This is a genomic window from Pseudomonas sp. LP_7_YM (assembly GCF_004364435.1).
Classification (GTDB): Bacteria; Pseudomonadota; Gammaproteobacteria; order Pseudomonadales; family Pseudomonadaceae; genus Aquipseudomonas.
On sequence record NZ_SOCT01000002.1, the window covers coordinates 15,516 to 37,934 of the forward strand.

Below are 22,419 nucleotides of genomic sequence, written 5' to 3' on the forward strand. Positions count from 1 at the left end.
GCTGATATTCGATTGCCCAAGCGCCCGGCCGAAAATGCCGAGCGATGGCGCACGTTTGATGAAAACCCCGGCGTCATCATGCTGCAAGTCAGTCATGGGCCTGAATCTCAACCTGTCGGCGAGGCAGGGATTTAAAGGCCGTGAGTGCGCGCTCGCGGCTGGATTTGAGGTCGACGATCGGCGCGGGGTAGCCGTCGATGGCGAATCGTCCGCCCAGCGCCGAAGGGTCGTGGATATCGCGCTTGTTCAGTTCTGCCAACTCCGGGACCCACTTCCTGATGAACAGGCCTTGCGGGTCAAAGCGCTCAGACTGATTCAGCGGATTGAAGATGCGGAAATACGGCGAGGAGTCGGTACCGGTCGAAGAGCTCCACTGCCAACCGCCGTTATTCGCGGCCAAGTCACCGTCGATCAGGTGCTGCATGAAAAAGCGCTCGCCCTCACGCCAATCGATCAGCAGGTTTTTGGTGAGAAACATTGCCACGATCATGCGCAGGCGGTTGTGCATCCAGCCGGTCGTCAGCAGCTGGCGCATGGCGGCGTCGACAATCGGCAGCCCGGTTCGGCCCTGTTGCCAGGCTTCCAGTTCCTTGGGCGCGTGTCGCCATCTCAGCGCTTCGGTCTCCGGGCGGAAAGCGCGATGGCGGGAGACCCGAGGAAAGCCAACCAGTACATGTTTGTAAAACTCTCGCCAAAGTAACTCGTTGATCCAGGTCACCGATCCGACATTGCCGGTTTCGAACTCACCGTTGTTGCTGCGCAACGCCGCATGCAGACACTGCCGGGGAGAGACGACGCCCGCCGCCAGATACGCCGAAATCTGACTGGTACCAGGCTTGGCAGGGAAGTCGCGTTCGTCATCGTAGTAATGCACCTGATCGTCAGTAAACTGCTCAAGACGCCTGCGGGCTTCGTTTTCACCGGCCGGCCACAGCTTCTGCAGCGCCTGCGAAGGTGTCGCAAAGCCTTCTACGCTGTCGGGCAGCTCGTCGCAGATCACGTGCACAGGCGATTGCTTTTGCGGCAGGCGCACCAAGGCTGGCACCGAATGGTGAAGGCGTGCGTAGCAAACCTTGCGGAACTGCGTGAAAACCTTGAAATAGCCACCGCTTTTGGTCAGCACGCTGCCCGGCTTGAAAAACAGCTGGTCGAGATGGCGGGTAAACCCGACATCATCTTTCGCCAGCGCAGCCTCAACGGCCCGATCACGTTTTTCCTCGTTAACACCGTATTCCTCATTGACGTGGACCTGCTCGATACCCTGAGTCTTGCACAGATCCCGCAGGGCCTGTGGCGCCTTGTCCCAGGTGTCGGCGTGCACGATCAGTAACGGAACGTTCAAGGCCTGCAGTTCGGATTTCAAGGCCGACAGGTTACGCAACCAGAAGTCGACCTTGACTGGCGCGTCGTCGTGACTGCGCCACTGTGCGGGGCTGAGCATGTACACGGCAAGCACAGGCCCTTGTTCCATCGCAGCGCTCAGCGCGGTGTTGTCGTGTACACGCAGGTCGGTCCGCAGCCATATCAGTTGCATGTTCATTCCTTAAATGATGCCCAGCCGCTGTAGCGCGTTCTGGGCAGCCAAAGGGTCTTCGGCCAGGGTAAGGCCTGCGATTTGCTCGACAGACAGGGGCAGTTCGGTCGCATGGATACGCACGGTGGGGCCGATGATGAAGGTCGGGCAGGCGATGTTGTACAGCAGGCGTGGCAGCTGGCTCAGATTCAGCGATTTACTGGAATACAACAGCACAGCACGGGGCTTGAGGTATTCGCAGGCCAGGCTCAGCTCCCCAGGAGGAAGGGGCCAGTCAAAAACTTCCACAGGACAATCGGCGCTGCTCACAAGCCAGGCGGTCAGCCACAAGTGCGGCTCCAATGGCAGGTCCGACTGATTGATCAGTAACAGGGGGGCGCCGCTGACCTGCCGATTGTTGTTGTAAAGACGCGCGCCAAACTTGCTGCGCAGCCATGAGTAGAAGAATACCCGCTCAAGCTGCGCGCCGAATTGCCCCTGCCAGCGTTGCTCCAGTGAAGCCAGCAGCGGCAATAACAATTGCTCGCACAGGGTGCGCGGTGGATAGAGCGACATGGCCTGATTCAACGTGTCGTCCAGACGCCGCTCGGACAGCGTCGTGATCGCCTGCAGCAGGGTCTGGCGCAGTGGGTCCCAATCGTTTTCCAGGCTCGGCGGTGGTGGCTGTTGATGATCAATCAGCTGTTTGACCTGGCTGACCGATACACCACGATTGAGCCAGGTGAGGATGGTCAGCACCCGGTCAACGTGCGCAGTGCTGTACAGGCGATGACCCTTGGGCGTGCGGTGGGGCACGATCAGCCCGTATCGACGCTCCCAAGCGCGCAGGGTTACAGCGTTCACCCCGGTCAGACGGGCGACTTCCCGGATCGGCAGCCAGCCTTCTTCAAGGGCGTGAGCGTAATCTTGCGTATCGTTCTGCGGTTCGGAGTGGGTATCTTTCATGGTTCAGATGGCATTGCGCAGGCTGAGGTTTTCTGGATGCGGCTGCAGGTAAACCTGCAAGGCAATGTATGGGTCAGGGTGTTGGCGGAAGTGATGCTTGAGCAGCGTCAGCGGCACCACCAGCGGCACGATGCCTTGGTGATACTGATCGATGAGCATCTGGATTTCCTGTTTGTCGGAGGCGCTGATGGTGTCTCGCAAATAACCGCAGATGTGCTGCAGGACATTGGTATGGGTGCGGCGAGTGGCCGGAGTTTTCAGTGCGCTCATCAAAGCGCTGAAATAGCGTGGCGCAAGCTCGGCGGGGTCGCTGCGCCCCATATTGCCCAGCAGATTACCCAGCGCCCTGTACTGGCGTGGATCGTTGGCCATCAGTTGATATTTGTAGCGCGAGTGAAATTCGGTGAGCGCTCGACGCGTGACACCATCCTTGAGCACTTGCTGCCAGGCGGCGTAGGCAAAGACGCGGGTGATGAAGTTTTCCCGCAGCACCGGGTCGCACAGTCGACCGTCTTCTTCCACGGGCAAGTCCGGCTGTCTGGCGCAGAACGCCTGGGCATAGATGCCACGCCCACCGGCATCGAAGGGGGCGCCGTTCTCGCGATAAACCTTAACCCGCTCCAGACCGCAGGAGGGCGACTTCTGCATGAAGATATAGCCACAGATATCATTCATCTGCCTGGCCATTTGCTCGCCATATTCGGCCAGTGGGCGGGTGACGTTCAGGTCTTCATGGACAGTGCCGACCGCTTGGGGATGTTTGGGGTCACCCACCAGCCGGATCGTTTCACGGGGGATGCCCAGGCCGATGGCGACCTCGGGACAGGCAGGCACGAAGTCGAAATACTCGTTGAGCGCCCGGGTCAGCAGGTGCGACTCCTTGTGTCCACCGTTGAATCGTACCTCTGCACCCATCAAGCATGCGCTGACGCCCAATTTGGGTTTGGTTGTTTGTTGCGATGATTGCTGCAGGACTGCGCGCATGACAAACCTCGACGACTGCTTGTACAGCCTCAGGTGGCTGTACAACTTGTGTTCATCATAGATTTGGAGTTGTACAAGTCAAATAGTTTGTACAAGATTTTTAGCGGGGCGATGGACGGCGCTAGAGGAGGGGTGGCGCATGGCTGTGCCTTGGGGAGACGAATGCGCTATTGCCAGCCCATCAGCCAATGCTGCTTATCTTGCAATACCCGCCAGACAACCCGTTCGTTGCGGCGGGTGAGTACCGCTTGCAACTCGATCTCCAGCACGGTGCCTTCTTCATCGCAAAACAGCTCGGTCACCAGAAAATGCCTTTCGCGATTCAGAGGGTGGGCCGCCGTCCACTTCGACAGCAGCAATTTGCGCGGATTAAGACGATTCACTTGAGGTGCTCGAGTAAGCGGCGTGCCGCCTCTTGACCGCTGAGCCATGCGCCTTCCACTCGCCCGGACAGGCACCAGTCGCCACACACGTACAGTCCCAGATCGGGATCGGACAATGCACCGACTTCACGCCCACCCGCAGGCCGCGCATACAGCCAGCGATGGGCAAGGGTGAACGCCGGAGCTGGCATCGCACAGTTGATAAGCTCGGCAAACGCCCCGTGCAGGTGGTCGATGACCTGCTCCTTGGGCATGTCCAGATGCTGACGGCTCCAGACGCTGGTGGCGTGCAGCACCCAGGTGTCCATGCTTTCGTCGCGCCCGGGCTTGCTTCTGTTGCGCGCAAGCCAGTCGATAGGGCTGTCCTGCACGAAGCAGCCTTGCAGCGACGTTTGCAGTGGGGCGTCGAAGGCCAGGGCGACGGCCCAGGTAGGCTCCATTTTCACGCCCGCGACGACACTGGCCAGCTTGGGCGCGGCCGCGAGCAGCGCCGTTGCTTGCGGCGCCGGAATGGCGATGACCACCTGGCTGAACGGCCCGTGGCTGCGACCTTCGGCGTCGAGCAGGCTCCAGTGTTCTTCGCCATGAAACACTTCAGTGATGCGGCAGGAGAACGTGACCGGCATGTCAGCGAGCATCGCGCGGGTGATGGCGCTCATGCGCGGCGTGCCGACCCATCGCACTTGCTCATCGGGCGACGGGCCAAGCTTGCCACTGCGGAAGGTGTAGAGCGTGGGCGTCCATTCGGCGACATGCCCATCGGCCTGCCATTGCTGAACCGCAGCGGCAAAGCGGCGATCACGCGCGGTGAAGTACTGCGCGCCCATGTCCAGTGCGCCCGCATCGCTGCGTTTACTGGACATGCGCCCGCCGCTGCCACGGCTCTTGTCGAAAAGATGAACGCCATGCCCGGCAGCGTGCAGTGCGCGGGCGGCAGAGAGTCCGGCGATACCGGTACCGATGATTGCGATAGGTACAGTCATAGGGGCCTCGTTACCTTGTCTGCACAGACTACGCCGTAGTTAAAACCTGTACAATGCTGTTTTTCGGTATAACTTATCGTCCTCCGACATGCAGGACGCTGACCGCTTTGCGATCAATATCGACAGCGACGCTTCAGCAGAATCGGTCAACAGCGTGGGTGGCGCCAGCAAACGTGGAAGGCCGGCCTGTTCTCCATAGCGTGGCCTACGCTTTATTCACATGCGTAGTCTTGTGAAGAAATAGACTACTCAATTGCGATGATCGCTACGCGAGGAAGATACCCATGCATATTTTGCTGACCGGCGGTACAGGTTTGATGGGCCGGCGCCTGTGTCAACACTGGCTCGATCAGGGGCATCGGCTGACGGTATGGAGCCGCAAGCCTGACCAGGTACAGCGCCTTTGCGGGACCAGCGTGCGTGGTATCGCTCATCCGGACGACCTTGGTCAGGAGCCTGTGGATGCGGTGATCAATCTGGCCGGGGCGCCGATTGCCGACCGCCCCTGGACCCGCAAGCGCAAGATGCTGTTGTGGGACAGCCGCATTACTCTCACTGAACAACTGATGACCTGGCTTGAGCGTCGCGAGCAGAAACCTGGCGTGCTGATCTCTGGGTCTGCAGTGGGCTGGTACGGCGACGGGGGCGAGCGGGAGCTGGACGAAACTTCTCAGCCGGTCAGCGAAGATTTCGCCAGTCGGCTGTGCATCGCCTGGGAGGAAACCGCGCAGAGGGCGCAGGCGCTTGGCATTCGCGTGGTGTTACTGCGCACCGGCCTGGTGCTCTCCAGCGACGGCGGCATGCTCCAGCGTCTGTTGCCGCCCTTCAAGCTGGGCATGGGTGGGCCGATTGGCAGCGGACGTCAGTGGATGCCATGGGTTCACATCGATGATCAAATCGCCGCGATTGATTTTCTGTTGAACCGTAAGGATACCCAGGGTCCCTATAATGCCTGCGCGCCATTGCCGGTTCGCAACCGAGACTTTGCCAAAACGCTGGCTGCGATCCTGCATCGCCCCGCGTTCATGCCCATGCCCGCCATCGCCTTGCGCTTATTGATGGGCGAGCTGTCGATCCTGCTGCTGGGCGGCCAGCGTGCACACCCGAGCCGATTGCAGGAAGCCGGGTTCACTTTCCGATTCACCGATCTGCACGCGGCCCTGGAAAATCTTTTAGGCCGCCACTGACATTAAGGTGTTGCATGACCGATCACGCGTTGCTGCTGGTTAACCTGGGTTCGCCAGCCTCTACTGAAGTTGCGGATGTTCGCCGCTACCTCAACCAGTTCCTGATGGACCCTTACGTCATCGATCTGCCTTGGCCAGTGCGTCGTTTGCTGGTGTCGCTGATTCTGGTCAAGCGCCCGGAGCAGTCGGCGCATGCCTATGCTTCGATCTGGTGGGACGAAGGCTCACCCCTGGTGGTATTGAGCAAACGTCTGCAGCAGGCCATGACTGGCGAGTGGGCTCACGGCCCGGTTGAGCTGGCAATGCGTTACGGCGAGCCATCGATTGAAACCGTGCTGACGCGGCTGGCAGCGCAAGGCATCAAAAAAATCACCTTGGCGCCGCTTTATCCGCAGTTCGCCGACAGCACGGTGACGACCGTCGTCGAAGAAGCCAGACGTGTGATTGGCGATAAGAAGCTCAGTTTCGAGCTGGCCCTGCTGCCACCGTTCTTCAATCAGCCCGAGTATCTGCAAGCCTTGGTGCAGAGTGTTCAGCCCTATCTGGCGCAGGATTACGATCACCTGCTGCTGAGCTTCCATGGCTTGCCTGAACGACATATCACCAAGCTTGACCCGACCGGAAATCACTGTTTCAAGAATGGTGATTGCTGTGCAAAAGCCCCGCCCGAAGTGCTTGCCGTTTGCTACCGCGCGCAGTGCATGCGCTCATCTGCCGAGTTCGCCAGACTGATGGGCATTCCCGACGGCAAGTGGTCGGTGTCGTTCCAGTCGCGGCTGGGACGGGCCAAATGGATCGAGCCCTATACCGAGGCGCATCTGGCCGAGCTGGCAGGGCAGGGCGTGAAGAAGTTGCTGGTCATGTGCCCGGCGTTTGTTGCCGACTGCATCGAGACCCTGGAGGAAATCGGTGATCGCGGCGCGGCGCAATTCAGGGAAGCGGGCGGAGAAGAGCTGGTGCTGATTCCTTGCCTCAATGACGACCCGAACTGGGCCAAGGCGTTAAACACACTGTGCGAGCGGGCGCCTGCGATGGTCTGAGTGCCTGACACTCGCTCGGCTGTCGAAGCCAATTCATGCACAAAAAAGGTCCAGCCGGTAGAGAGTGGCTGACTGTGAATATGTCTCGCGAATAAATAGGCTCCCACAGGTGAATGGCCGTACACATAAAAGGGGCCTCGTCATGAGGCCCCTTTTTAACGTACCCAAGCTACGGCAACTGGTCATCCAGATGCTTGTTCTTCCAGGCGTCGTTGCCCGGCAGGATCAGATTCAGCAGGATGGCCGTGACCGCGCACAAGGCAATGCCCTTCATGCCGAAGTCATCCGGGCCGTTGCCGGTTCCAATCAGCACGCCACCGATGCCAAACACCAGCGTTACCGAAACAATCACCAGATTGCGCGCTTCGGCCAGATCGACCTTGTGGCGAATCAGCGTATTCATCCCCACTGCCGCAATGGAGCCGAACAGCAGACACAGAATTCCGCCCATCACCGGCGCCGGAATACTCTGCAACAGCGCCCCGAACTTACCCACAAATGCCAGCGTGATCGCAAAAACTGCCGCCCAGGTCATGATCTTCGGGTTGTAATTCTTGGTTAGCATTACCGCGCCGGTTACCTCGGCATAGGTGGTATTGGGCGGGCCACCCAAAGCCCCGGCGACGGTGGTCGCGATCCCGTCACCCAGCAATGTGCGATGCAACCCAGGCTTCTTCAGGTAATCACGCCCGGTCACGCTGCCGACCGCAATCACGCCACCGATGTGCTCGATGGCTGGCGCGAGCGCTACCGGAACGATAAACAGGATCGCCTGCCAGTTGAACTCAGGCGCGGTGAAGTGTGGGATGTCCAGCCATGGCGCGGCAGCGATCTTCGCCACATCGACTACGCCGAAATAGAACGACAGGGCAAAACCTACCAGCACCCCGGAAATGATCGGCACCAGACGAAAGATGCCTTTACCGAACACCGCAACGATCAGCGTGGTCAGCAGCGCTGCCATTGAGATCACGATTGCGGTGTGGTAGGGAATCAACTCCGCCGCGCCATCACCTGTGCGCCCCATGGCCATGTTGGCGGCAATCGGGGCCATCGCCAGACCGATGGAAATGATCACCGGGCCGATCACCACCGGTGGCAGCAGACGATCGATGAAGCCGGTGCCCTTTATCTTCACGGCCAGGCCGAGGAAGGTATAAACGAAGCCCGCTGCCATTACGCCGCCCATGGTCGCCGCCAGACCGAACTGATTCTTGGCGAGAATGATCGGGGTGATGAACGCGAAGCTGGAGGCGAGGAAAACCGGCACCTGACGGCCTGTTACCACTTGAAAGCACAGCGTACCCAGGCCTGCGGTGAACAGCGCAACATTGGGATCGAGCCCGGTGATCAGCGGCATCAGCACCAACGCACCGAACGCCACGAACAGCATTTGTGCGCCCGAGAGTACAGTGCGCCACAGTGGATCGTTGAACTCATCCTGCTTCATCAGGCGTCCTTCTGCTTGGTGCCGAAAATCTTGTCACCGGCATCGCCCAGACCTGGAATGATGTAGCCATGCTCGTTCAGGCGCTGATCGATGGACGCGGTATAAAGGTTAACGTCCGGATGCGCCTTCTCGACCACGGCAATACCTTCCGGCGCAGCCACCAGAACCATGGCGCGAATATCGCGGCAACCGGCTTTTTTCAGCAAGTCGATGGTGGCGACCAGCGAACCACCGGTGGCCAGCATGGGGTCGATGATCAGCGCAAGACGCTGATCGATTTCCGGCGCGAGTTTTTCCAGATAGGTATGCGCTTCGAGGGTTTGCTCGTTGCGCGCCACGCCTACGGCACTGACCTTGGCGCCCGGAATCAGGCTGAGTACGCCTTCGAGCATGCCGATCCCGGCGCGCAGGATCGGTACTACGGTGATCTTCTTACCGGCAATTTTTTCGACCTGAACGGTCCCGGCCCAACCTTCTATATCGTAGGTTTCCAGGGGCAGGTCTTTGGTCGCCTCGTAGGTCAGCAATGCGCCGACTTCTTGCGCCAGTTCACGAAAGTTCTTGGTGCTGATATCAGCGCGGCGCATGAGACCGAGCTTGTGACGGATCAGCGGATGGCGGATCTCACGAATGGGCATAAGGGAAGGCTCCAGCGGACGGGCAAAAAAAACGGCTTAGATTAATCTATTCAGCTGTAACTTGTCTTACCGGTTAGGTTCGCGTTTCTCACATTCGTGGAGCGCTGTGCAACGTTAGTCCAGAAAAGCTTGCCCTGACTGGATCGGGTGCGTACCTTTGCCCGCTTTTCCTTACACAGCCCCCTTTGGAGAGCGCCATGTCCGCTGATCTCGAGCATATCCGTCAAGTCATGCGCGAGGCTGACTGCCTCTATACCCATGCCGAAGTCGAGGCGTCCATCGCCCGCGTTGGCGAGCAAATCAACGGCGTGCTGGCCGACCGCAATCCGGTGGTGTTCTGCGTGATGAACGGCGGCCTGATCTTCGCGGGAAAACTGCTGACTCACCTGAATTTTCCACTGGAGGCCTCCTACCTGCACGCCACCCGTTATCGCAACGAAACCAGCGGCGGCGAGTTGTTCTGGAAGGCCAAGCCTGAAGTCTCGTTCATTGATCGCGACGTGCTGATCATCGACGACATTCTCGATGAAGGTCACACCCTGGGCGCAATTATCGATTTCTGCAAACACGCTGGCGCCCGTGCTGTGCACACCGCCGTGCTGATCGACAAGGATCATGATCGCAAGGCCCGTGCAGACCTTAAGGCCGATTTCGTCGGCCTGCCGTGCATCGACCGCTACATCTTCGGTTACGGCATGGACTACAAAGGTTACTGGCGTAACGCAGCCGGTATTTTTGCCGTAAAAGGTATGTGATCGACGCGCCTTTGTATCGGCAGGAGCGAATTCATCGCCATGCCGCGCGTCGCCCGATGAAAGTTTACAGGGCCGATGCGTCTGGCGAATGAATCCGTTCCACAGGCAGGTGTGTTGAGCCGAAGGGCCCTGTCTGCATGCTAGAGTGCTTCCCACTTTTTCGGGAGGCACCCATGACGTTATCGTTTCGTAGTAAAGCTGCGTTGATGTTGCTGTTGACCCTGCCGCTCCCGTCCATCGCTGAACCGATGCACGCTCAATACCTGCCGCCTGACGAGTTGTCCCTGCGTGAAGGCGAGCCAGAGCAGCAGCAACTGTTGCAGATCACCGACTACTCCGTCGTTGCCGGTAGTCAGCGCCAGTCCAACCAGCAACCCATTCCTGTCACATCCCCGCTGAGTCTGCGCCTCAAGGGCAAGCCCATGAATAAGGGGGCGACCATCTCCGAGGTATTGATTCATTTCGACGGCGAAAGCAAGAGTCTGAAAAAGCCGGTTTATGACGGCGCCAGCCGCATCCTGACCCTTTATTACCCGGCGAGCCAATATCGCGTACTGATAGATCTGCTGCGTAACGAGAAGGTGTATTGCCAGTTCCTCCGTTACGCCAATGGTCACGTTTGGGCAGACTTGCACACCGGTAACGTACGCGCGCGTTGAGCCTTTGGCCGGGCGAGGGGTAAACTGCCGGCCCGTGAAATGTCCCGCAAAGTCAGTTGGAGTCAGCAATGCGTAAAGATAAGAAGCAGGTGATTGGCGATGAAATCGGCGATGCCCAGATCAAGTTGTTTCTGGATTTCGAGCCGGTGGATGCAACTTCGCCGTCGTTACACAAGCTGATCAAGGCCTACCGTGGCCTGCGTGTTGATGACTTCGAGCGGTTCCTTGGTTTCTTCAAGGAAGCAGGCTATGGCCTGGATGGCAAGGATGAGCAGGGCAATGATTTCATCGTGCTCATCAAGGATCAGCGTAACGCCGAGGAATACATCGAACTGATCGAAAAAGCACGGCGCTGATAACCGAGTCCTTTTCAGGGCGCCTTACTGGCGTCCGTTGCGAAATGCATCCGAGCGTGTGTGGGATCGATCCCGCCCGCGTCGATGGCATTACGCTTTGCTTCATTTCTGAAAGACGATTCCTACCCTCTCACTCCGTTTTCGCTCCTTTTCAAAAAAAGGCGCGCCTTCATACTTTTTCTCGTGTCCTGAGACACAGTTGCAGAGCATGAAGCTCTGCCATTTGAGCGAAAAGGAATTCAAAAATGAAGGCGAGCAAACTTCTTATCAGCGGCTGTCTGTCAGCGGCGTTTATCACTGCCCTCCCCGTATCCCAAGCGGCCTACCCCAAAACCATGGAGGTCATCGTTGAAGTCTGGAACGATGGAAGGCAGCACCTGAACATGACTTATGCCAGTTGGATACCGGATGCAGTCCGACTGGATGAGTACCAGACTGACGCTGAACACGGGGGCAGTCGATTTGGTGTGACGCTGAGAAATGCTCGTAACGATGCTGCAACCTTTCGTTATGGCACTGAGGATGGGAAAGTCTGCCAGTTCAAAATGGGCCACGAGGCGCGTTTCAGCTGGTTCGGATTAAATCCGGCACCCAGTAAAGCTGCGACCGCCAAATCCGTCGGGACGGTTGCAGCCCAATGTCATGCACTGGTCACCAAAGGCATCAACTCGCTAGAGAGTTACAGCGTCAGGTTTTCAATGAAGTGATCCGAGCTTCGAAATATCAGCGAAACTGAAAGCCTCGCTGCGTGGGCGGGGCTTTCAGCTTCTTTCACCGATTCAGAGAGGTCCCTGGGTCAGGCGAAACTTGCCGCCGGGCTGTTCGAAACCAGATCCAGGCTCTCGTCACTCTGGGCGCTGACACGCTGATACAGCTGCGCGTCGGTTTCCAGGGCTTTTTCCCGAGCCGGGAATATCTCGTTCAGCTTGGCGGCCCATTCGGTTTTGGCTTTCTCGGGGAAGCAGCGTTCGATCAAGTCCAGCATGATCGAGACCGTCACCGATGCACCCGGAGAGGCTCCCAACAGGGCCGCGAGGGATCCATCCTTGGCCGACACCAGTTCGGTGCCAAATTGCAGGACGCCGCCTTTCTTCGGGTCTTTCTTGATGATCTGTACCCGCTGGCCCGCCACTTCCAGACGCCAGTCTTCGGCTTTGGCCTGCGGATAGAAACGACGCAGGGCTTCCAGACGCTGTTCCATGGATTGCCGCACTTCGCTGATCAGGTACTTGGTCAGGTCCATGTTGTCGCGGGCCACGGCCAGCATTGGCGCGATGTTGGCCGCGCGAATCGACAACGGCAGGTCCATCAACGAACCGTGCTTGAGGAACTTGGTGGTAAAGCCGGCGTAAGGACCGAACAGCAGCGAGGTCTTGCCATCGACGACGCGGGTGTCCAGGTGCGGAACCGACATCGGCGGAGAACCGACGGCTGCCTGGCTGTAGACCTTGGCCTGATGGTGCTTGACCACGTCAGGGTTGTCGCAGCGCAACCACTGGCCGCTTACCGGGAAGCCGCCGAAGCCTTTGCTTTCCTCGATGCCGGACATTTGCAGCAGCGGCAGTGCCGCACCCCCGGCGCCGAGGAAGACGAACTTGGCGTCGATTTCACGCGTACTGCCGCTGTTGACGTCCTTGATGGTCACGCTCCAGCCACTGCCGTTGCGGACCAGACCCGTGACACGCTTGCAGTATTTGACCTGCGCATCGGGTGCGCTGGACAGGTGCTTGAGCAATTGATTGGTCAGGTTGCCGAAGTTGACGTCGGTGCCGTGCATGACGCGAGTTGCGGCAATCGGCTCGTCCGCAGGGCGCCCCGGCATCATGAGCGGCATCCACTCTGCCAGTTTTGCCTTGTCTTCGGTGTATTCCATGGACGCGAAAGCGTGGTGCTGATGCAGCGCCTCATAGCGCTTCTTCAAATACGCCATGCCTTTTTCGCCCTGCACGAAGCTCAGGTGCGGAACCGGCGTGATGAACGAACGCGAAGCGCCGAAAGTGCCCTTGCGAGCCAGGTAGGCCCAGAACTGTTTCGAGACTTCGAACTGGGAGTTGATGTGAATTGCTTTTTTGGTGTCGATGGAGCCATCCGCCGCTTGCGGCGTGTAGTTCAGCTCACAAAGGCCAGCGTGCCCGGTACCGGCGTTGTTCCACGGGTTGGAACTCTCCGCAGCACCGGAATCCATCAGCTCGACCACCTCGACTTTGAGGTTCGGTTCGAGCTCCTTGAGCAGCACGGCGAGGGTGGCACTCATGATGCCTGCCCCAACCAGTACCACATCGACTGCTTCGTTATGCGCCATTAACGCGTCTCCAAAAAATCTGCAGCACCAAATTGACGGCATGGGTTCCCGAGGTCAGTTGCCGGGGGCGGCGCGTCTACGCGCAGTGCCTCGTACCACCCGACCGGGATCGTCATGTCCGATTCTTCGCAATTTTTTGCATTTCAGCGCACGCCTCGAGACGGCCTGGTTGATGCTTTTATGAAAAGCATGAACTCATTTTTTGGCCCGGACAGCCATTCGACTATCGTCAAGACGCTCGGTCATGCAACCAAATCCTTAGCGGACAGGCTTTCAGGTTCTGGTTGTGGAGGCTGCGATGCAGTCGGTCCTGTGCAAGGGGGCTGGGTCAGACGTTAACGGTGCATTTACAAACGCGTAACTATTCATTTGCTTGCCACACTCTTGTGAAGTTGTGAAAACCCGTTTTTTTCACGCTCTTTTGGAGACGCGAACCTCAAAAAAGGGGCTGCGCGATGCAGCTCCGACAGATCAGGTTCGAACTCAGTGTGGGCAATGGCCTGCGGGAAAAGTCCGAGCGAGTCGAGTTTTCGCGCCTGCAAGCGGCCACACCGGGCTGCACATGTCTGTTGTGGAAGGCTCTCTGTGGGCGGTACGGAGGAGCTGATACCTGGTATCAGCAATGCTGCGAGGCCCGATCAGGAGACGTCCTTATAATCGGGGGAAGATTATAGCGATGAAACGTGCAGAATTGATCCAGAAAAAATGACTTTTATTCTTCGTTCGGTCAGATGCTGAGCAAATGTCGGGCGGTAATCGCCCGCGCCCGGTAGACGATACGGGCGCGGGTTGGCAAAGGCTGACGCAACCAGCTCAGGTTGGGCTCGCCGATTTCCACCCATTGCTGACCTTTTGGCGCTTCGCGGCAGTGCTTGAAGGACAGGCAGACGCCGTTCGGGTCCAGCAGGGCGTAGTAACGACGGCGACATTGCAATAAGAGCAGGGTCCGGAGAAAGTCCACGGCGGGTATTCCGTATTCCGGTAGGTGTGAAAAGTATGTAGTGGGGCCATGACATCGCGATGACCATCAGTGTTGCTCGATGATGTCTTGGCATCACCGCTGCTGACCCGCTAGCGGGACTTCGCAGGAACCGGAGAAGTGGCGCTTTGTCGTATCTTTACGCTAGTGAGTGACCTCGGTAGGTCGTTATACTGCGGCACAATTTGTGCCTTGGCCCATGGAGAAATGAGCATGTTGCGTCGTGTTTTGTTCGGTTTGCTTGCAGTCGGCAGTCTGACGCTGGTGGGGTGCGCCCACAGTCCGCAATCCCTTAACCCGCAACCCAAGCTCAATGCCCAGTTGGCCGCCGTAGGGCATGGTCAGCAAGTGGTGGTGCGGGTAGTCGACGGTCGTCCTTCGCCGACCTTGGGCACGCGTGGCGGTCTGTATCCGGAAACCAGTTCGATCACGGTTCAGGGTCAGCAACTGGTGCCTCAGCTTCAGGCTCAGGCCGAAGCTGCCGTGCGGCTTCTGGGGTTCACGCCGGTGCAGGGTGGCAGCGGCGCGCAGTTGACTGTCACGCTGGCCGATCTGAAATATCAGTCGCCCAAAGAGGGCATGTATGTGACCGAGGCCAGCATCAGCACGACCTTCCGAGCGGATGTACAGAACAATGGCCGCAGCTACAGCGGGCGTTATGCTGCCTCTCTGGATCAGCGCTTCGGCATGGCACCCAACGAAGAGACCAACACCAAGCTGGTCAGCGATGTCCTCAGCGATGCACTGACCCGCGTTTTCCAGGATCAGACCATCGGCCGCACCTTAGGCCAGTAAGCGCTCTGGCTGTACGCCAAAGCCCCGGCATCGATAGATGTCGGGGCTTTTTTGTGCGCGCAATAAGGGGCGTAATCCCCCGCTGTGGGGGCCAGACGCTGTGCTTGATACGCAGCTGAAGGATTCAAGCCGTCTGATAAAGATCGGGAAAGCTGACACCCGTCAACAGGTCGACCTCCGGCAAGTCTCGATGCGGGTGGCCGCCCAGCGCACAGTAGACCAGCCAGTGCCGATCCTGAACATTGAAGGCCAGACCATCGATCAAGGCTTGTTGTTCGTCGCTCGGACAGATGTGGTACAGGCGGTCCTGATTGTGGGCGTGCAGCATGTGAACTCCGTCTCTGAAGGCGCGTAAAGGCGCTACACAGTGACCGGTTCAGGTGACGTTAAGGTGACAGGCGATACCGTACCCTCCAGACCGAAATCCATCCGCGGCGCAAATGACAGTGCGCTATCGAGGCCTCATGTCGCTCATCCAGCAATCCCCCGGGATTGTCATCAACCTCTTCGCGCTACTGGCGGCAGGCCCTGGTATCTGGTTGTTGCACACGACTCGCCGCCATGAACAGCGAGAGACCACCCACCTCAACGCCCTTACCCGGCAGGCTCCGATTGATGAGCCCATGCACCTGATGGACGTGCCGACGCTGCGCCTGATCCGTCAGAGCTACCGGATCGGGGCCGCCTGCCTGTGGTTTGCGCTGTTGTTATCGTGGGTGAGTACAAAAATCTAACGGCGGTTGCAGACTAATGTGGCCGCGAATTCATTCGTGATGGGTCACTACAGCCGACGCAGCTCTCTGGCCTGCACGGGCCGCTCGCGAATGAATTCGCGATCACAGGCGTTGTACCGCCGATAGGTCATGTGGCAGGCAATAAAAAACGGCGCCTGGGCAGGCGCCGTTTTCAGGCGCTAGCGATCAGAGCGGCAACCCGGCCTTGACCCGATACTGATTGCGTACCGGCGTTGCGTATTGCAGCACCAGAAAAGGACGATGCTCTTGAGGGCAGCCACTGAGTCGTCGCTGCCACTCTTCCTGGGCGCGTTCCAGCTCATCAGCCTGAAACACCTCGGCGGCGCTCGGCACCTTCAGGCTCGGATCGGCATCGGCCCATTGCGCATAAGCCAGGTAATGCACCGGGAACAGGCGGTAGCCACCCAGGATCTGCCGGTCCATCTCTATTGCCAACTGCTTGGTGTCTTCGAACACGTCGGTGATCGGCGGGGCAAAGTTGACGTGTACCCGGCCCTTGTAACCGGTAATACCCAGCGCAATGCTGACGTCATCTTCGCCTGGCGCCTTGGTGTAGCCGCCGGTGGTGGCGCGGATGTACAGCTCGCGGGCCTTGGCGTGATCGCATGGGTCGTATTCATAGCTGATCGACACCGGGGTGAGGTTCAACGACTGAATGACTTCGCCAAACGGCTCGTCCTTGCGGCTCATGTGGAACATCTTGAGGATGGCCGACTCGGTCCGGTCATCGCCGTCTTTGGCGCGACCTTCGGCCTGGGCGATCCAGATCGACTGGCAATCGTTGCGAATCGAATGGTTGATGTAGGCCGAAAGCAACTGATACGCCGCCATCTTCTCCCGGCGCCCGGTGATGGAGCGGTGCACGATGAAGCTCTTGTTCAGGCGCATCAGGTCGCTGACGAACGGCTTCTGCAGCAGGTTGTCGCCAATGGCAATGCGCGGCGTTGGCAGGCCCGCATGGTAGACCGCGTAATTGACGAAGGCCGGGTCCATCACGATATCGCGGTGGTTGGCCAGGAACAGGTAGGCGATGCCGGATTTGAACTGCTCGACACCGGTGTAGGTCACACCGTCGGTGGCGCGTTCGATTGTGTGGTCGACGTAATGTTCGACCTTGTCCTGCAACGCCGCTACCGATTCGATCCCGGCGAACTGGCGGCGCAGCTTGCGTGCGATAGCAGGCTGCAGAATCCAGCCCAGGGAGCCGGCCAGACGCGGGAAACGGAAATGCGTGAGGATCGCGAGAAACGCTTTGTCACCCAGCAGCCGATCGAGTACGGCTTTTACTTCGGTGTCGTCGTAGGGTCGGATGGCATCGAATTCGCCCATCATGCTCTCTTGTTGGAAAAGGCTAGGGTAAGGTAGGTCGAGTCGCGATCCAAGGATGAACCCGGCCTGCAAACAAGTGAGCGATTATACGCAAAACTGCCGTCGGAGACTGTGATGCACGAAATACAACCTGCAGCGCCTTACGAGTGCCCTTACTGCGGCGAGCCGGGAGAAACCGTTCTGGACCTCTCGGAAGGTGACAATAACTTCATCGAGGATTGTCACGTCTGCTGTCGGCCGATCGAGTTTCACCTGGAAACCGACGGCGAGCAATGGGATCTGGAAGTCCGTGCCGAGAACGAATGATGCGCAAAATCTATGAGCCTGAAAACCTGCTGGAAGGCGAGCTGCTGCAGTCAGTCCTTGCCAGTGAGGGCATTGAATCGCACATCACCGGTCGGCACCTGCTGGGCGCTGTCGGCGAGCTGCCGGTTTTCGGCCTGCTCGGGCTTGCAGTCGATGACGCTCAGGCTGAACGCGCACGCCAGTTGATCACTGAGTACAATGGCGCCTTTCCGTTGTCTGGCGACGAGCCCGACAACTACCCCGATGTGTTGTTGTGCTGAAGCCGGTACGGCGTCGCTTGATTCGCTTTTCAAAAGAGTTGCCCTGAGCCATGTGTGGACGTTATGCGCTGTTTCGTTGGACGCCCGCGTTCGCAGCCTTGCCCGGATTCCCGGCGGACCAGCAGGCGCAATGGAACATCTCCCCCGCCGACTCGGTACTGATGATGCGTCAGATGCCGGGCGAGGAGGGTGGTCGAGAACTGGCGGGAGCGCGTTGGGGGCTGACGCCGCCCTGGTTGACCGATTTGTCGCGCACCCCGGCGCATGCGCGTGCCGAGACGCTGGCCGAGCAGCCGATGTTTCGTCAGGCCTTTCGCGAGCGTCGTTGTCTGCTGCCAGCCAACGGCTTTTATGAGTGGCGCGGCACGGTACGCAAAAGGCCTTTCTGGCTGACGCCGGGTGAGGGCTCTGCGCTGTACTTTGCGGCGATCTGGGAGGCCTATCCGGTCGAAGGTCACGTCTACTTGAGCGTTGCCGTAGTGACCCAATCGGCAATGAGCCAGCGCAGACCGCTCATTCTGGATGTGGAAGGGCAGGCGGCCTGGCTTGATCCGGACAGTTCGCTGACGACCCTGCAATCACTGCTCGCAGCACCGCAGATGCAGCTGCGTGAACGGCCATTGGCGAATCTGGTGAATGATCCCAGGCTCAACGCGCCGGAGTGTCTGACCCCGCTTTAGTGAGCGGCCTGATATAAGCCTCCGTTAAAAACAATGAGTCCCGGGGGCGCACCTGACAACTCGACGGGGCATGACCTTCCCTGAGACGCGGCGAAGCTGCAATGCGCTCGTTTTGATATTTCATCCCTGCTACATAGCTGCACTTTTTCCTGCCATTTCGAATGGACAGCGCCTGCCATCTGGCACTTGGCGGGTGTTACGCCTAGGATGTGCGGCTTGTTTCCAGGGAGATACAAAATGCGCAAGACCTTTGCTCTTTGTGCCTTGAGCGCAGCGTTACTCGTTGCGGGCTGTCAGGCCGTTAACACCACCAGTGGAGATTCGGTGGGCGTCCAGCGCAAGCAATACATGTTCAGCATGTTGTCGACCGATCAGGTCAACGAGATGTACGCGCAGTCCTATCAAGAGACAGTTACCGAGGCTACGACCAAGGGTGTGCTGGACAAGAACAGTGCGCAAGCCAAGCGTGTACAGACGGTGGCTAACCGTTTGATCGCCCAGGCGCCGAAATTGCGTGCGGATGCCGCGCAGTGGCAGTGGCAAGTGAACCTGATCAAGAGCGATGAACTGAACGCCAACTGTGGGCCGGGTGGCAAGATCATCGTTTACAGCGGGCTGATCGACACCCTCAAACTCAGCGACGATGAGTTGGCAGCGGTCATGGGGCATGAAATCGCCCACGCCTTGCGCGAACATGGGCGTGAAGCCATGTCCAAGGCCTACGGTATCCAGATGGCCAAGTCCGGGGCCGGTTCCCTGCTTGGTCTGGGTCAGGACAGCCTGGCGCTGGCCGATACCGTGGTCAATTACAGCCTGACCTTGCCCAACAGCCGGGCCAACGAAAACGAAGCGGACTTGCTGGGTCTGGAACTCTCGGCCCGTGCCGGTTACAACCCCAATGCCGCGATCACGTTGTGGCAGAAGATGCAGGCTCAGGCGGGCGCGTCCCAGCCTGAATTCATGAGCACTCACCCGGCTTCGTCCAACCGGATAGCCTCATTGCAGGCGGCGATCCCCAAGGTGATGCCATTGTATGAGCAGGCGCCGAAATCATAAGCGTATGAAGTGAACGGTCTGGCCCGTGCCTGTCGGAGCGAGCTTGCTCGGGAATGCAGTCGTTCAGTCGATATCGATTGTCTGGCTGGACGCTTTCGCGAGCAAGCTCGCTCCCACAGATGTAAATACGTTGCCGTCAGGTCCGGTTAAAGGCTTAAACCCAACCGCTCACCTGCATCGCCTTGTACACCGCAACGATTGCCAGAATGAAGAAAGCGCCCGCTGCCAAGCGACGAATCAGCGTCAACGGCAGTTTTTCAGCTGCGAAATTACCCGCCAGTACCACCGGGACGTTGGCCAGCAGCATGCCCAGCGTCGTGCCCAGAATCACCAGCCAGAGATGGGAGTACTGCGCCGCCAGCATCACCGTGGCGATCTGCGTCTTGTCGCCGATTTCAGCGATGAAGAACGCGATGAGCGTGGTCATGAACGGGCCGAACTTGCGTGCGGTGTTGGCCTCGTCGTCATCCATCTTGTCCGGCACCAGGGTCCACAGGGCAGTGGCGGTGAAGCTTGCGGCCAGAATCCAGTGCAGTATGGCGTCGGAAAGGAAACTGCTGAACCAGGCACCTACCGCACCGGCGGCAGCGTGGTTGGCCAGGGTTGCCGCGACAATGCCGGCGATGATCGGCCAGGGCTTGCGAAAGCGGGCAGCAAGAATGAGCGCGAGGAGTTGGGTCTTGTCACCGATTTCGGCCAGTGCGACGACTGCGGTGGGGACCAACAGGGATTCCAGCATCAGGATTTTCCTAAGGGGCGGGTCAACACGGCTATGACACGTACAACCTCCCCGCCCCGGGTCAGGATGTTCGTGTCATAGGTCTTGTCAAACCACCGATCCGTCTGGGCGGATCTGGGGTCGCACGCACCATGGCCTTAGGGCCAAGTATGTTGATGCGTGCCGGACGAGCATGGCGCTCGTGGGAGACTACTCCCCTAGGACGGAGCGGATTCTGCCTTCGAGAACCCGGTTCGGCAAGCGTTAATTTCAGGCGCGTTTGGCCCGGTAAATCCGGAAGCCATTTGCTTCGGCCATGACGGCACAGACGCCAAGGTGCTGCTCGATGATCGGTTGATAACGCAGGAAGCTGTTGGCGACAAGCCGCAGTTCGCCGCCTTTTTTCAAATGTTCGCGTGATTTTCGCAACAGATTTTCAGTGGCTGCATAATCGGTATGGACGCCGGTATGGAAGGGCGGATTGGTCAGAATCACATCCAGATGCTTAGGCGCTGCGTCAATGCCGTTGCCCGTGATCACTTGTGCTTCCAGGCCATTTGCATCAAGGGTCAGACGGCTGCTGGCCGTGGCGAACGCATCGACATCGAGCATGGTCACGTTCATGTCAGGGTTGCGACGCTTGACCGCTGCGCCGAGCACGCCTGCGCCACAACCGAAGTCCAGCAGATGGCCGGTGGGCAGTCGGTCAAGGTTTTCCAGTAACAGGGCGGATCCCCGGTCCAGCCGACCGTGACTGAATACGCCCGGCAGGCTGACGACTTTCAGCGGTGCGCCTTCGACCTCGATCTCGAAGTGCCTGGCCAGCGTAGTCAGCTCTACAGCTTGCGCAGGGTTCTGCACCGTCACTTGCCAGAGCTGGCAATGACGCGCGCTGTCGAGTTTGCAGGCGCGGCCAAAGGGGCTCAGTTGACGCGCAGCGGCTTCGATACCTGCACGCTTTTCGCCCACCAGAAACAGCTCTCGGCCCGCAAGACGAGAGGCCAGTGCGTTGATCAGGTAGTCGGTGAGGTCGCGTGCTTTGGGCAGGAACAACACCGCAGCGTCAAAAGGTTCGGTGGGAGCCTCTGTGCCGAAGTGCGTGCGATCAGCGAAGCGGGCCTCCAGCGCCGCGAAATCCCCGGCATGCCAGCTCCAGCCCTGCGCATTGGGCAGCGTGCCCAGCAAGTCGTCGGCAGGCAGACCGGTCAAAAGCAACGAGCCCTGAAACAACTCGGCCTGACGGAGTAACACTTCACTGCGCGGGTCCATCATCGGCTCCTGAAAAAAGGGCGCAGTCTAGCAGGTGATGACAGGTCCGCTGTAGGAGCGCACGCTCCCACATGACTGCGCAGGTTTAGCTGACAACCCGAATCGGCTTGCCGGCATAGAACGCCTGGGCGTTCTCGTTGATCTGGCCGACGATGCGCTGGCGTGCTTCCTGGCTGCCCCAGGCGCTGTGCGGGGTCACGATCAGGCGCGGAATGTCACCAGACAGCAGCGGGTTGCCATTGACCGGAGGCTCGACTGTCAGTACATCGGTCGCCGCGCCGCCCAGATGGCCGTTGCGCAGGGCATCGGCCAACGCCTGCTCATTGATTAGCCCGCCGCGCGCGGTATTGACGATAAAGGCTTTGGGCTTCATCAGACTCAATTCATGGGCGCCGATCATGTCACGGGTGTGTTCGTTGAGCGGGCAGTGCAGGGTCAAGGCGTCCACCTGAGGCAACAGTTCATGCAAAGGGGCGCGGTCAGGGCGGGCAGGGCGACCGGGAATCTGCCCCGAAACAACGCGCATGCCGAATGCCTCGGCCAGCTTCGCCACGGCTCCTCCCAGTTCACCATGCCCCAGCAGGCCCAGCGTCTTGCCTTCCAGTTCCACAATCGGGAAGTCCAGCAGGCAGAACTGCTTCGATTTCTGCCATTGGCCTTGATGGATGGCCTGTTGGTAATCCGGCAGGCGCGTTGCCATCGCCAGCAGCAGCATCAAGGCGTGCTGCGCCACCGACGGTGTGCCATATCCCTGGCAATTGCTTACTACCACACCGTGCTTGCGCGCCGCCTCGAGGTCGATGTTGTTGACCCCTGTCGCAGTCACCAGCACCAGCTTGAGCTCAGGACAGGCGTCGAACGTGGCGGCATTGATCATGATCTTGTTGGAGATCGCTACCTGAGCCCCTTGCAGTCGTTCAGCCACCTGCTCAGGGCGGGTCGCCGAATGCAGCACCAGTTCGCTGAAGGTTTCGCGCCAGGGTGCAAGGTCCAGATCGCCGAGATCCAAAGAGGTGTGATCCAGGAAAACTGCTCTGCTTTGACTCGACATCAGCT

Annotated in this window: 26 protein-coding genes and 1 riboswitch; of the genes, 12 read left to right on the forward strand and 14 right to left on the reverse strand. The window is 59.0% G+C overall.

The features are described 5' to 3' along the window. Positions 1 to 88: 88 nt before the first annotated feature. The 5 genes from phrB to EC915_RS05075 all read right to left on the reverse strand — a co-directional run bounded on the left by phrB (position 89) and on the right by EC915_RS05075 (position 4,829). Positions 89 to 1,534: a deoxyribodipyrimidine photo-lyase gene (gene phrB / locus EC915_RS05055; RefSeq protein ID WP_133749449.1), complete on the reverse strand. Its 1,446-nt coding sequence runs from the start codon at positions 1,532 to 1,534 to the stop codon at positions 89 to 91. 9 nt (positions 1,535 to 1,543) lie between these two features. After that, complete coding sequence (locus EC915_RS05060; protein WP_133749450.1) at positions 1,544 to 2,479, reverse strand: MerR family transcriptional regulator; 936 nt, start codon at positions 2,477 to 2,479, stop codon at positions 1,544 to 1,546. Positions 2,480 to 2,482: 3 nt separating this feature from the next. Then, positions 2,483 to 3,463, reverse strand: coding sequence for a DUF523 and DUF1722 domain-containing protein (locus tag EC915_RS05065; RefSeq protein WP_133749451.1), 981 nt, complete (start codon positions 3,461 to 3,463; stop codon positions 2,483 to 2,485). Positions 3,464 to 3,630: 167 nt separating this feature from the next. Then, positions 3,631 to 3,846, reverse strand: coding sequence for a TIGR02450 family Trp-rich protein (locus EC915_RS05070; RefSeq protein ID WP_133749452.1), 216 nt, complete (start codon positions 3,844 to 3,846; stop codon positions 3,631 to 3,633). Next, a complete protein-coding gene (locus EC915_RS05075; protein ID WP_133749453.1) occupies positions 3,843 to 4,829 on the reverse strand; it encodes an NAD(P)/FAD-dependent oxidoreductase in 987 nt (328 codons plus the stop codon). Before EC915_RS05075 ends, EC915_RS05070 begins: the two co-directional genes overlap by 4 nt. 284 nt (positions 4,830 to 5,113) lie before the next feature. Between EC915_RS05075 and EC915_RS05080 the strand changes: the two genes are divergently transcribed. Beyond that, positions 5,114 to 6,016 carry a TIGR01777 family oxidoreductase gene (locus EC915_RS05080; protein ID WP_133749454.1) on the forward strand — a complete coding sequence of 301 codons (903 nt, stop codon included), beginning with the start codon at positions 5,114 to 5,116 and terminating at the stop codon, positions 6,014 to 6,016. Between the two features lie 14 nt (positions 6,017 to 6,030). Then, complete coding sequence (hemH, locus tag EC915_RS05085; protein WP_133749455.1) at positions 6,031 to 7,056, forward strand: ferrochelatase; 1,026 nt, start codon at positions 6,031 to 6,033, stop codon at positions 7,054 to 7,056. A gap of 169 nt (positions 7,057 to 7,225) precedes the next feature. Here hemH and EC915_RS05090 read toward each other — a convergent pair whose 3' ends face one another. Both EC915_RS05090 and upp read right to left on the reverse strand, forming a co-directional pair. Beyond that, entirely contained in the window at positions 7,226 to 8,506 is a 1,281-nt protein-coding gene (locus EC915_RS05090; protein ID WP_133749456.1) for a uracil-xanthine permease family protein, read from the reverse strand. Beyond that, on the reverse strand, positions 8,506 to 9,144 hold the full coding sequence (gene upp, locus EC915_RS05095; protein ID WP_133749457.1) for a uracil phosphoribosyltransferase: 639 nt from the start codon (positions 9,142 to 9,144) through the stop codon (positions 8,506 to 8,508). Before upp ends, EC915_RS05090 begins: the two co-directional genes overlap by 1 nt. A 197-nt stretch (positions 9,145 to 9,341) precedes the next feature. On the opposite strand from upp, the gene EC915_RS05100 reads away from it, so the two are divergent. The 4 genes from EC915_RS05100 (at position 9,342) to EC915_RS05115 (ending at position 11,621) form a co-directional block, all read left to right on the forward strand. Then, positions 9,342 to 9,899 carry a hypoxanthine-guanine phosphoribosyltransferase gene (locus EC915_RS05100; RefSeq protein WP_133749458.1) on the forward strand — a complete coding sequence of 186 codons (558 nt, stop codon included), beginning with the start codon at positions 9,342 to 9,344 and terminating at the stop codon, positions 9,897 to 9,899. 173 nt (positions 9,900 to 10,072) lie between these two features. Then, positions 10,073 to 10,558, forward strand: a complete 486-nt coding sequence (locus EC915_RS05105) for a hypothetical protein (protein WP_133749459.1) — start codon at positions 10,073 to 10,075, stop codon at positions 10,556 to 10,558. Between the two features lie 68 nt (positions 10,559 to 10,626). Continuing rightward, complete coding sequence (locus tag EC915_RS05110; RefSeq protein WP_133749460.1) at positions 10,627 to 10,914, forward strand: PA4642 family protein; 288 nt, start codon at positions 10,627 to 10,629, stop codon at positions 10,912 to 10,914. A 245-nt stretch (positions 10,915 to 11,159) separates the two neighbouring features. Continuing rightward, entirely contained in the window at positions 11,160 to 11,621 is a 462-nt protein-coding gene (locus tag EC915_RS05115; protein WP_133749461.1) for a hypothetical protein, read from the forward strand. 89 nt (positions 11,622 to 11,710) lie between these two features. On the opposite strand, the gene mqo is transcribed toward EC915_RS05115, so the two are convergent. Together mqo and EC915_RS05125 are read right to left on the reverse strand one after the other, a co-directional pair. Then, on the reverse strand, positions 11,711 to 13,216 hold the full coding sequence (gene mqo, locus EC915_RS05120) for a malate dehydrogenase (quinone) (RefSeq protein WP_133749462.1): 1,506 nt from the start codon (positions 13,214 to 13,216) through the stop codon (positions 11,711 to 11,713). 727 nt (positions 13,217 to 13,943) lie between these two features. After that, entirely contained in the window at positions 13,944 to 14,177 is a 234-nt protein-coding gene (locus tag EC915_RS05125; protein WP_133749463.1) for a hypothetical protein, read from the reverse strand. A 231-nt stretch (positions 14,178 to 14,408) separates the two neighbouring features. Here EC915_RS05125 and EC915_RS05130 point away from each other — a divergent pair, with 231 nt between their 5' ends. Continuing rightward, positions 14,409 to 14,990, forward strand: a complete 582-nt coding sequence (locus tag EC915_RS05130; RefSeq protein ID WP_133749464.1) for a YajG family lipoprotein — start codon at positions 14,409 to 14,411, stop codon at positions 14,988 to 14,990. Between the two features lie 124 nt (positions 14,991 to 15,114). Here EC915_RS05130 and EC915_RS05135 read toward each other — a convergent pair whose 3' ends face one another. Continuing rightward, complete coding sequence (locus EC915_RS05135) at positions 15,115 to 15,318, reverse strand: hypothetical protein (protein WP_133749465.1); 204 nt, start codon at positions 15,316 to 15,318, stop codon at positions 15,115 to 15,117. 136 nt (positions 15,319 to 15,454) lie between these two features. Between EC915_RS05135 and EC915_RS05140 the strand changes: the two genes are divergently transcribed. Continuing rightward, positions 15,455 to 15,724 (forward strand): hypothetical protein, encoded by a 270-nt coding sequence (locus EC915_RS05140; protein ID WP_256658666.1) that lies wholly within the window; start codon positions 15,455 to 15,457, stop codon positions 15,722 to 15,724. Positions 15,725 to 15,910: 186 nt separating this feature from the next. Here EC915_RS05140 and EC915_RS05145 read toward each other — a convergent pair whose 3' ends face one another. Then, entirely contained in the window at positions 15,911 to 17,074 is a 1,164-nt protein-coding gene (locus EC915_RS05145; RefSeq protein ID WP_133749467.1) for a 1-acyl-sn-glycerol-3-phosphate acyltransferase, read from the reverse strand. A gap of 114 nt (positions 17,075 to 17,188) precedes the next feature. Between EC915_RS05145 and EC915_RS05150 the strand changes: the two genes are divergently transcribed. The 4 genes from EC915_RS05150 (at position 17,189) to EC915_RS05165 (ending at position 19,376) form a co-directional block, all read left to right on the forward strand. Then, entirely contained in the window at positions 17,189 to 17,380 is a 192-nt protein-coding gene (locus tag EC915_RS05150; protein WP_081565514.1) for a CPXCG motif-containing cysteine-rich protein, read from the forward strand. Continuing rightward, the gene (locus tag EC915_RS05155; RefSeq protein ID WP_133750146.1) at positions 17,380 to 17,640 is read left to right on the forward strand and encodes a DUF2007 domain-containing protein; all 261 of its coding nucleotides are present in this window, start codon (positions 17,380 to 17,382) and stop codon (positions 17,638 to 17,640) included. The genes EC915_RS05150 and EC915_RS05155 overlap by 1 nt, the downstream gene beginning before the upstream one ends. 50 nt (positions 17,641 to 17,690) lie before the next feature. Next, complete coding sequence (locus tag EC915_RS05160; RefSeq protein ID WP_133749468.1) at positions 17,691 to 18,320, forward strand: SOS response-associated peptidase; 630 nt, start codon at positions 17,691 to 17,693, stop codon at positions 18,318 to 18,320. Positions 18,321 to 18,557: 237 nt separating this feature from the next. Next, complete coding sequence (locus EC915_RS05165; RefSeq protein ID WP_133749469.1) at positions 18,558 to 19,376, forward strand: M48 family metallopeptidase; 819 nt, start codon at positions 18,558 to 18,560, stop codon at positions 19,374 to 19,376. A 154-nt stretch (positions 19,377 to 19,530) separates the two neighbouring features. Here the strand turns inward: EC915_RS05165 and EC915_RS05170 are convergent, their stop codons facing one another. From EC915_RS05170 to EC915_RS05180, 3 genes are all read right to left on the reverse strand, one after another. Next, positions 19,531 to 20,115 (reverse strand): TMEM165/GDT1 family protein, encoded by a 585-nt coding sequence (locus EC915_RS05170; protein ID WP_133749470.1) that lies wholly within the window; start codon positions 20,113 to 20,115, stop codon positions 19,531 to 19,533. A 90-nt stretch (positions 20,116 to 20,205) separates the two neighbouring features. Further along, positions 20,206 to 20,325: riboswitch (yybP-ykoY riboswitch) on the reverse strand. Positions 20,326 to 20,364: 39 nt separating this feature from the next. Next, the gene (locus EC915_RS05175; RefSeq protein ID WP_133749471.1) at positions 20,365 to 21,363 is read right to left on the reverse strand and encodes a class I SAM-dependent methyltransferase; all 999 of its coding nucleotides are present in this window, start codon (positions 21,361 to 21,363) and stop codon (positions 20,365 to 20,367) included. An 85-nt stretch (positions 21,364 to 21,448) separates the two neighbouring features. After that, positions 21,449 to 22,414, reverse strand: a complete 966-nt coding sequence (locus tag EC915_RS05180) for a 2-hydroxyacid dehydrogenase (RefSeq protein ID WP_133749472.1) — start codon at positions 22,412 to 22,414, stop codon at positions 21,449 to 21,451. Between the last annotated feature and the right edge of the window lie 5 nt (positions 22,415 to 22,419).

Excerpts from the sequence above, each read along its gene's own strand:
- EC915_RS05105 (WP_133749459.1), top strand. The coding sequence starts at position 10,073 with ATGACGTTATCGTTTCGTAGTAAAGCTGCGTTGATGTTGCTGTTGACC.
- hemH (WP_133749455.1), top strand. The coding sequence starts at position 6,031 with ATGACCGATCACGCGTTGCTGCTGGTTAACCTGGGTTCGCCAGCCTCT.
- upp (WP_133749457.1), bottom strand. The coding sequence starts at position 9,144 with ATGCCCATTCGTGAGATCCGCCATCCGCTGATCCGTCACAAGCTCGGT.
- EC915_RS05130 (WP_133749464.1), top strand. The coding sequence starts at position 14,409 with ATGTTGCGTCGTGTTTTGTTCGGTTTGCTTGCAGTCGGCAGTCTGACG.
- EC915_RS05150 (WP_081565514.1), top strand. The coding sequence starts at position 17,189 with ATGCACGAAATACAACCTGCAGCGCCTTACGAGTGCCCTTACTGCGGC.
- EC915_RS05080 (WP_133749454.1), top strand. The coding sequence starts at position 5,114 with ATGCATATTTTGCTGACCGGCGGTACAGGTTTGATGGGCCGGCGCCTG.
- EC915_RS05175 (WP_133749471.1), bottom strand. The coding sequence starts at position 21,363 with ATGGACCCGCGCAGTGAAGTGTTACTCCGTCAGGCCGAGTTGTTTCAG.
- EC915_RS05075 (WP_133749453.1), bottom strand. The coding sequence starts at position 4,829 with ATGACTGTACCTATCGCAATCATCGGTACCGGTATCGCCGGACTCTCT.
- EC915_RS05060 (WP_133749450.1), bottom strand. The coding sequence starts at position 2,479 with ATGAAAGATACCCACTCCGAACCGCAGAACGATACGCAAGATTACGCT.
- EC915_RS05145 (WP_133749467.1), bottom strand. The coding sequence starts at position 17,074 with ATGGGCGAATTCGATGCCATCCGACCCTACGACGACACCGAAGTAAAA.
- phrB (WP_133749449.1), bottom strand. The coding sequence starts at position 1,534 with ATGCAACTGATATGGCTGCGGACCGACCTGCGTGTACACGACAACACC.
- EC915_RS05065 (WP_133749451.1), bottom strand. The coding sequence starts at position 3,463 with ATGCGCGCAGTCCTGCAGCAATCATCGCAACAAACAACCAAACCCAAA.
- EC915_RS05115 (WP_133749461.1), top strand. The coding sequence starts at position 11,160 with ATGAAGGCGAGCAAACTTCTTATCAGCGGCTGTCTGTCAGCGGCGTTT.
- EC915_RS05155 (WP_133750146.1), top strand. The coding sequence starts at position 17,380 with ATGCGCAAAATCTATGAGCCTGAAAACCTGCTGGAAGGCGAGCTGCTG.
- EC915_RS05180 (WP_133749472.1), bottom strand. The coding sequence starts at position 22,414 with ATGTCGAGTCAAAGCAGAGCAGTTTTCCTGGATCACACCTCTTTGGAT.
- mqo (WP_133749462.1), bottom strand. The coding sequence starts at position 13,216 with ATGGCGCATAACGAAGCAGTCGATGTGGTACTGGTTGGGGCAGGCATC.
- EC915_RS05090 (WP_133749456.1), bottom strand. The coding sequence starts at position 8,506 with ATGAAGCAGGATGAGTTCAACGATCCACTGTGGCGCACTGTACTCTCG.
- EC915_RS05135 (WP_133749465.1), bottom strand. The coding sequence starts at position 15,318 with ATGCTGCACGCCCACAATCAGGACCGCCTGTACCACATCTGTCCGAGC.
- EC915_RS05110 (WP_133749460.1), top strand. The coding sequence starts at position 10,627 with ATGCGTAAAGATAAGAAGCAGGTGATTGGCGATGAAATCGGCGATGCC.
- EC915_RS05165 (WP_133749469.1), top strand. The coding sequence starts at position 18,558 with ATGCGCAAGACCTTTGCTCTTTGTGCCTTGAGCGCAGCGTTACTCGTT.
- EC915_RS05170 (WP_133749470.1), bottom strand. The coding sequence starts at position 20,115 with ATGCTGGAATCCCTGTTGGTCCCCACCGCAGTCGTCGCACTGGCCGAA.
- EC915_RS05160 (WP_133749468.1), top strand. The coding sequence starts at position 17,691 with ATGTGTGGACGTTATGCGCTGTTTCGTTGGACGCCCGCGTTCGCAGCC.
- EC915_RS05140 (WP_256658666.1), top strand. The coding sequence starts at position 15,455 with ATGTCGCTCATCCAGCAATCCCCCGGGATTGTCATCAACCTCTTCGCG.
- EC915_RS05100 (WP_133749458.1), top strand. The coding sequence starts at position 9,342 with ATGTCCGCTGATCTCGAGCATATCCGTCAAGTCATGCGCGAGGCTGAC.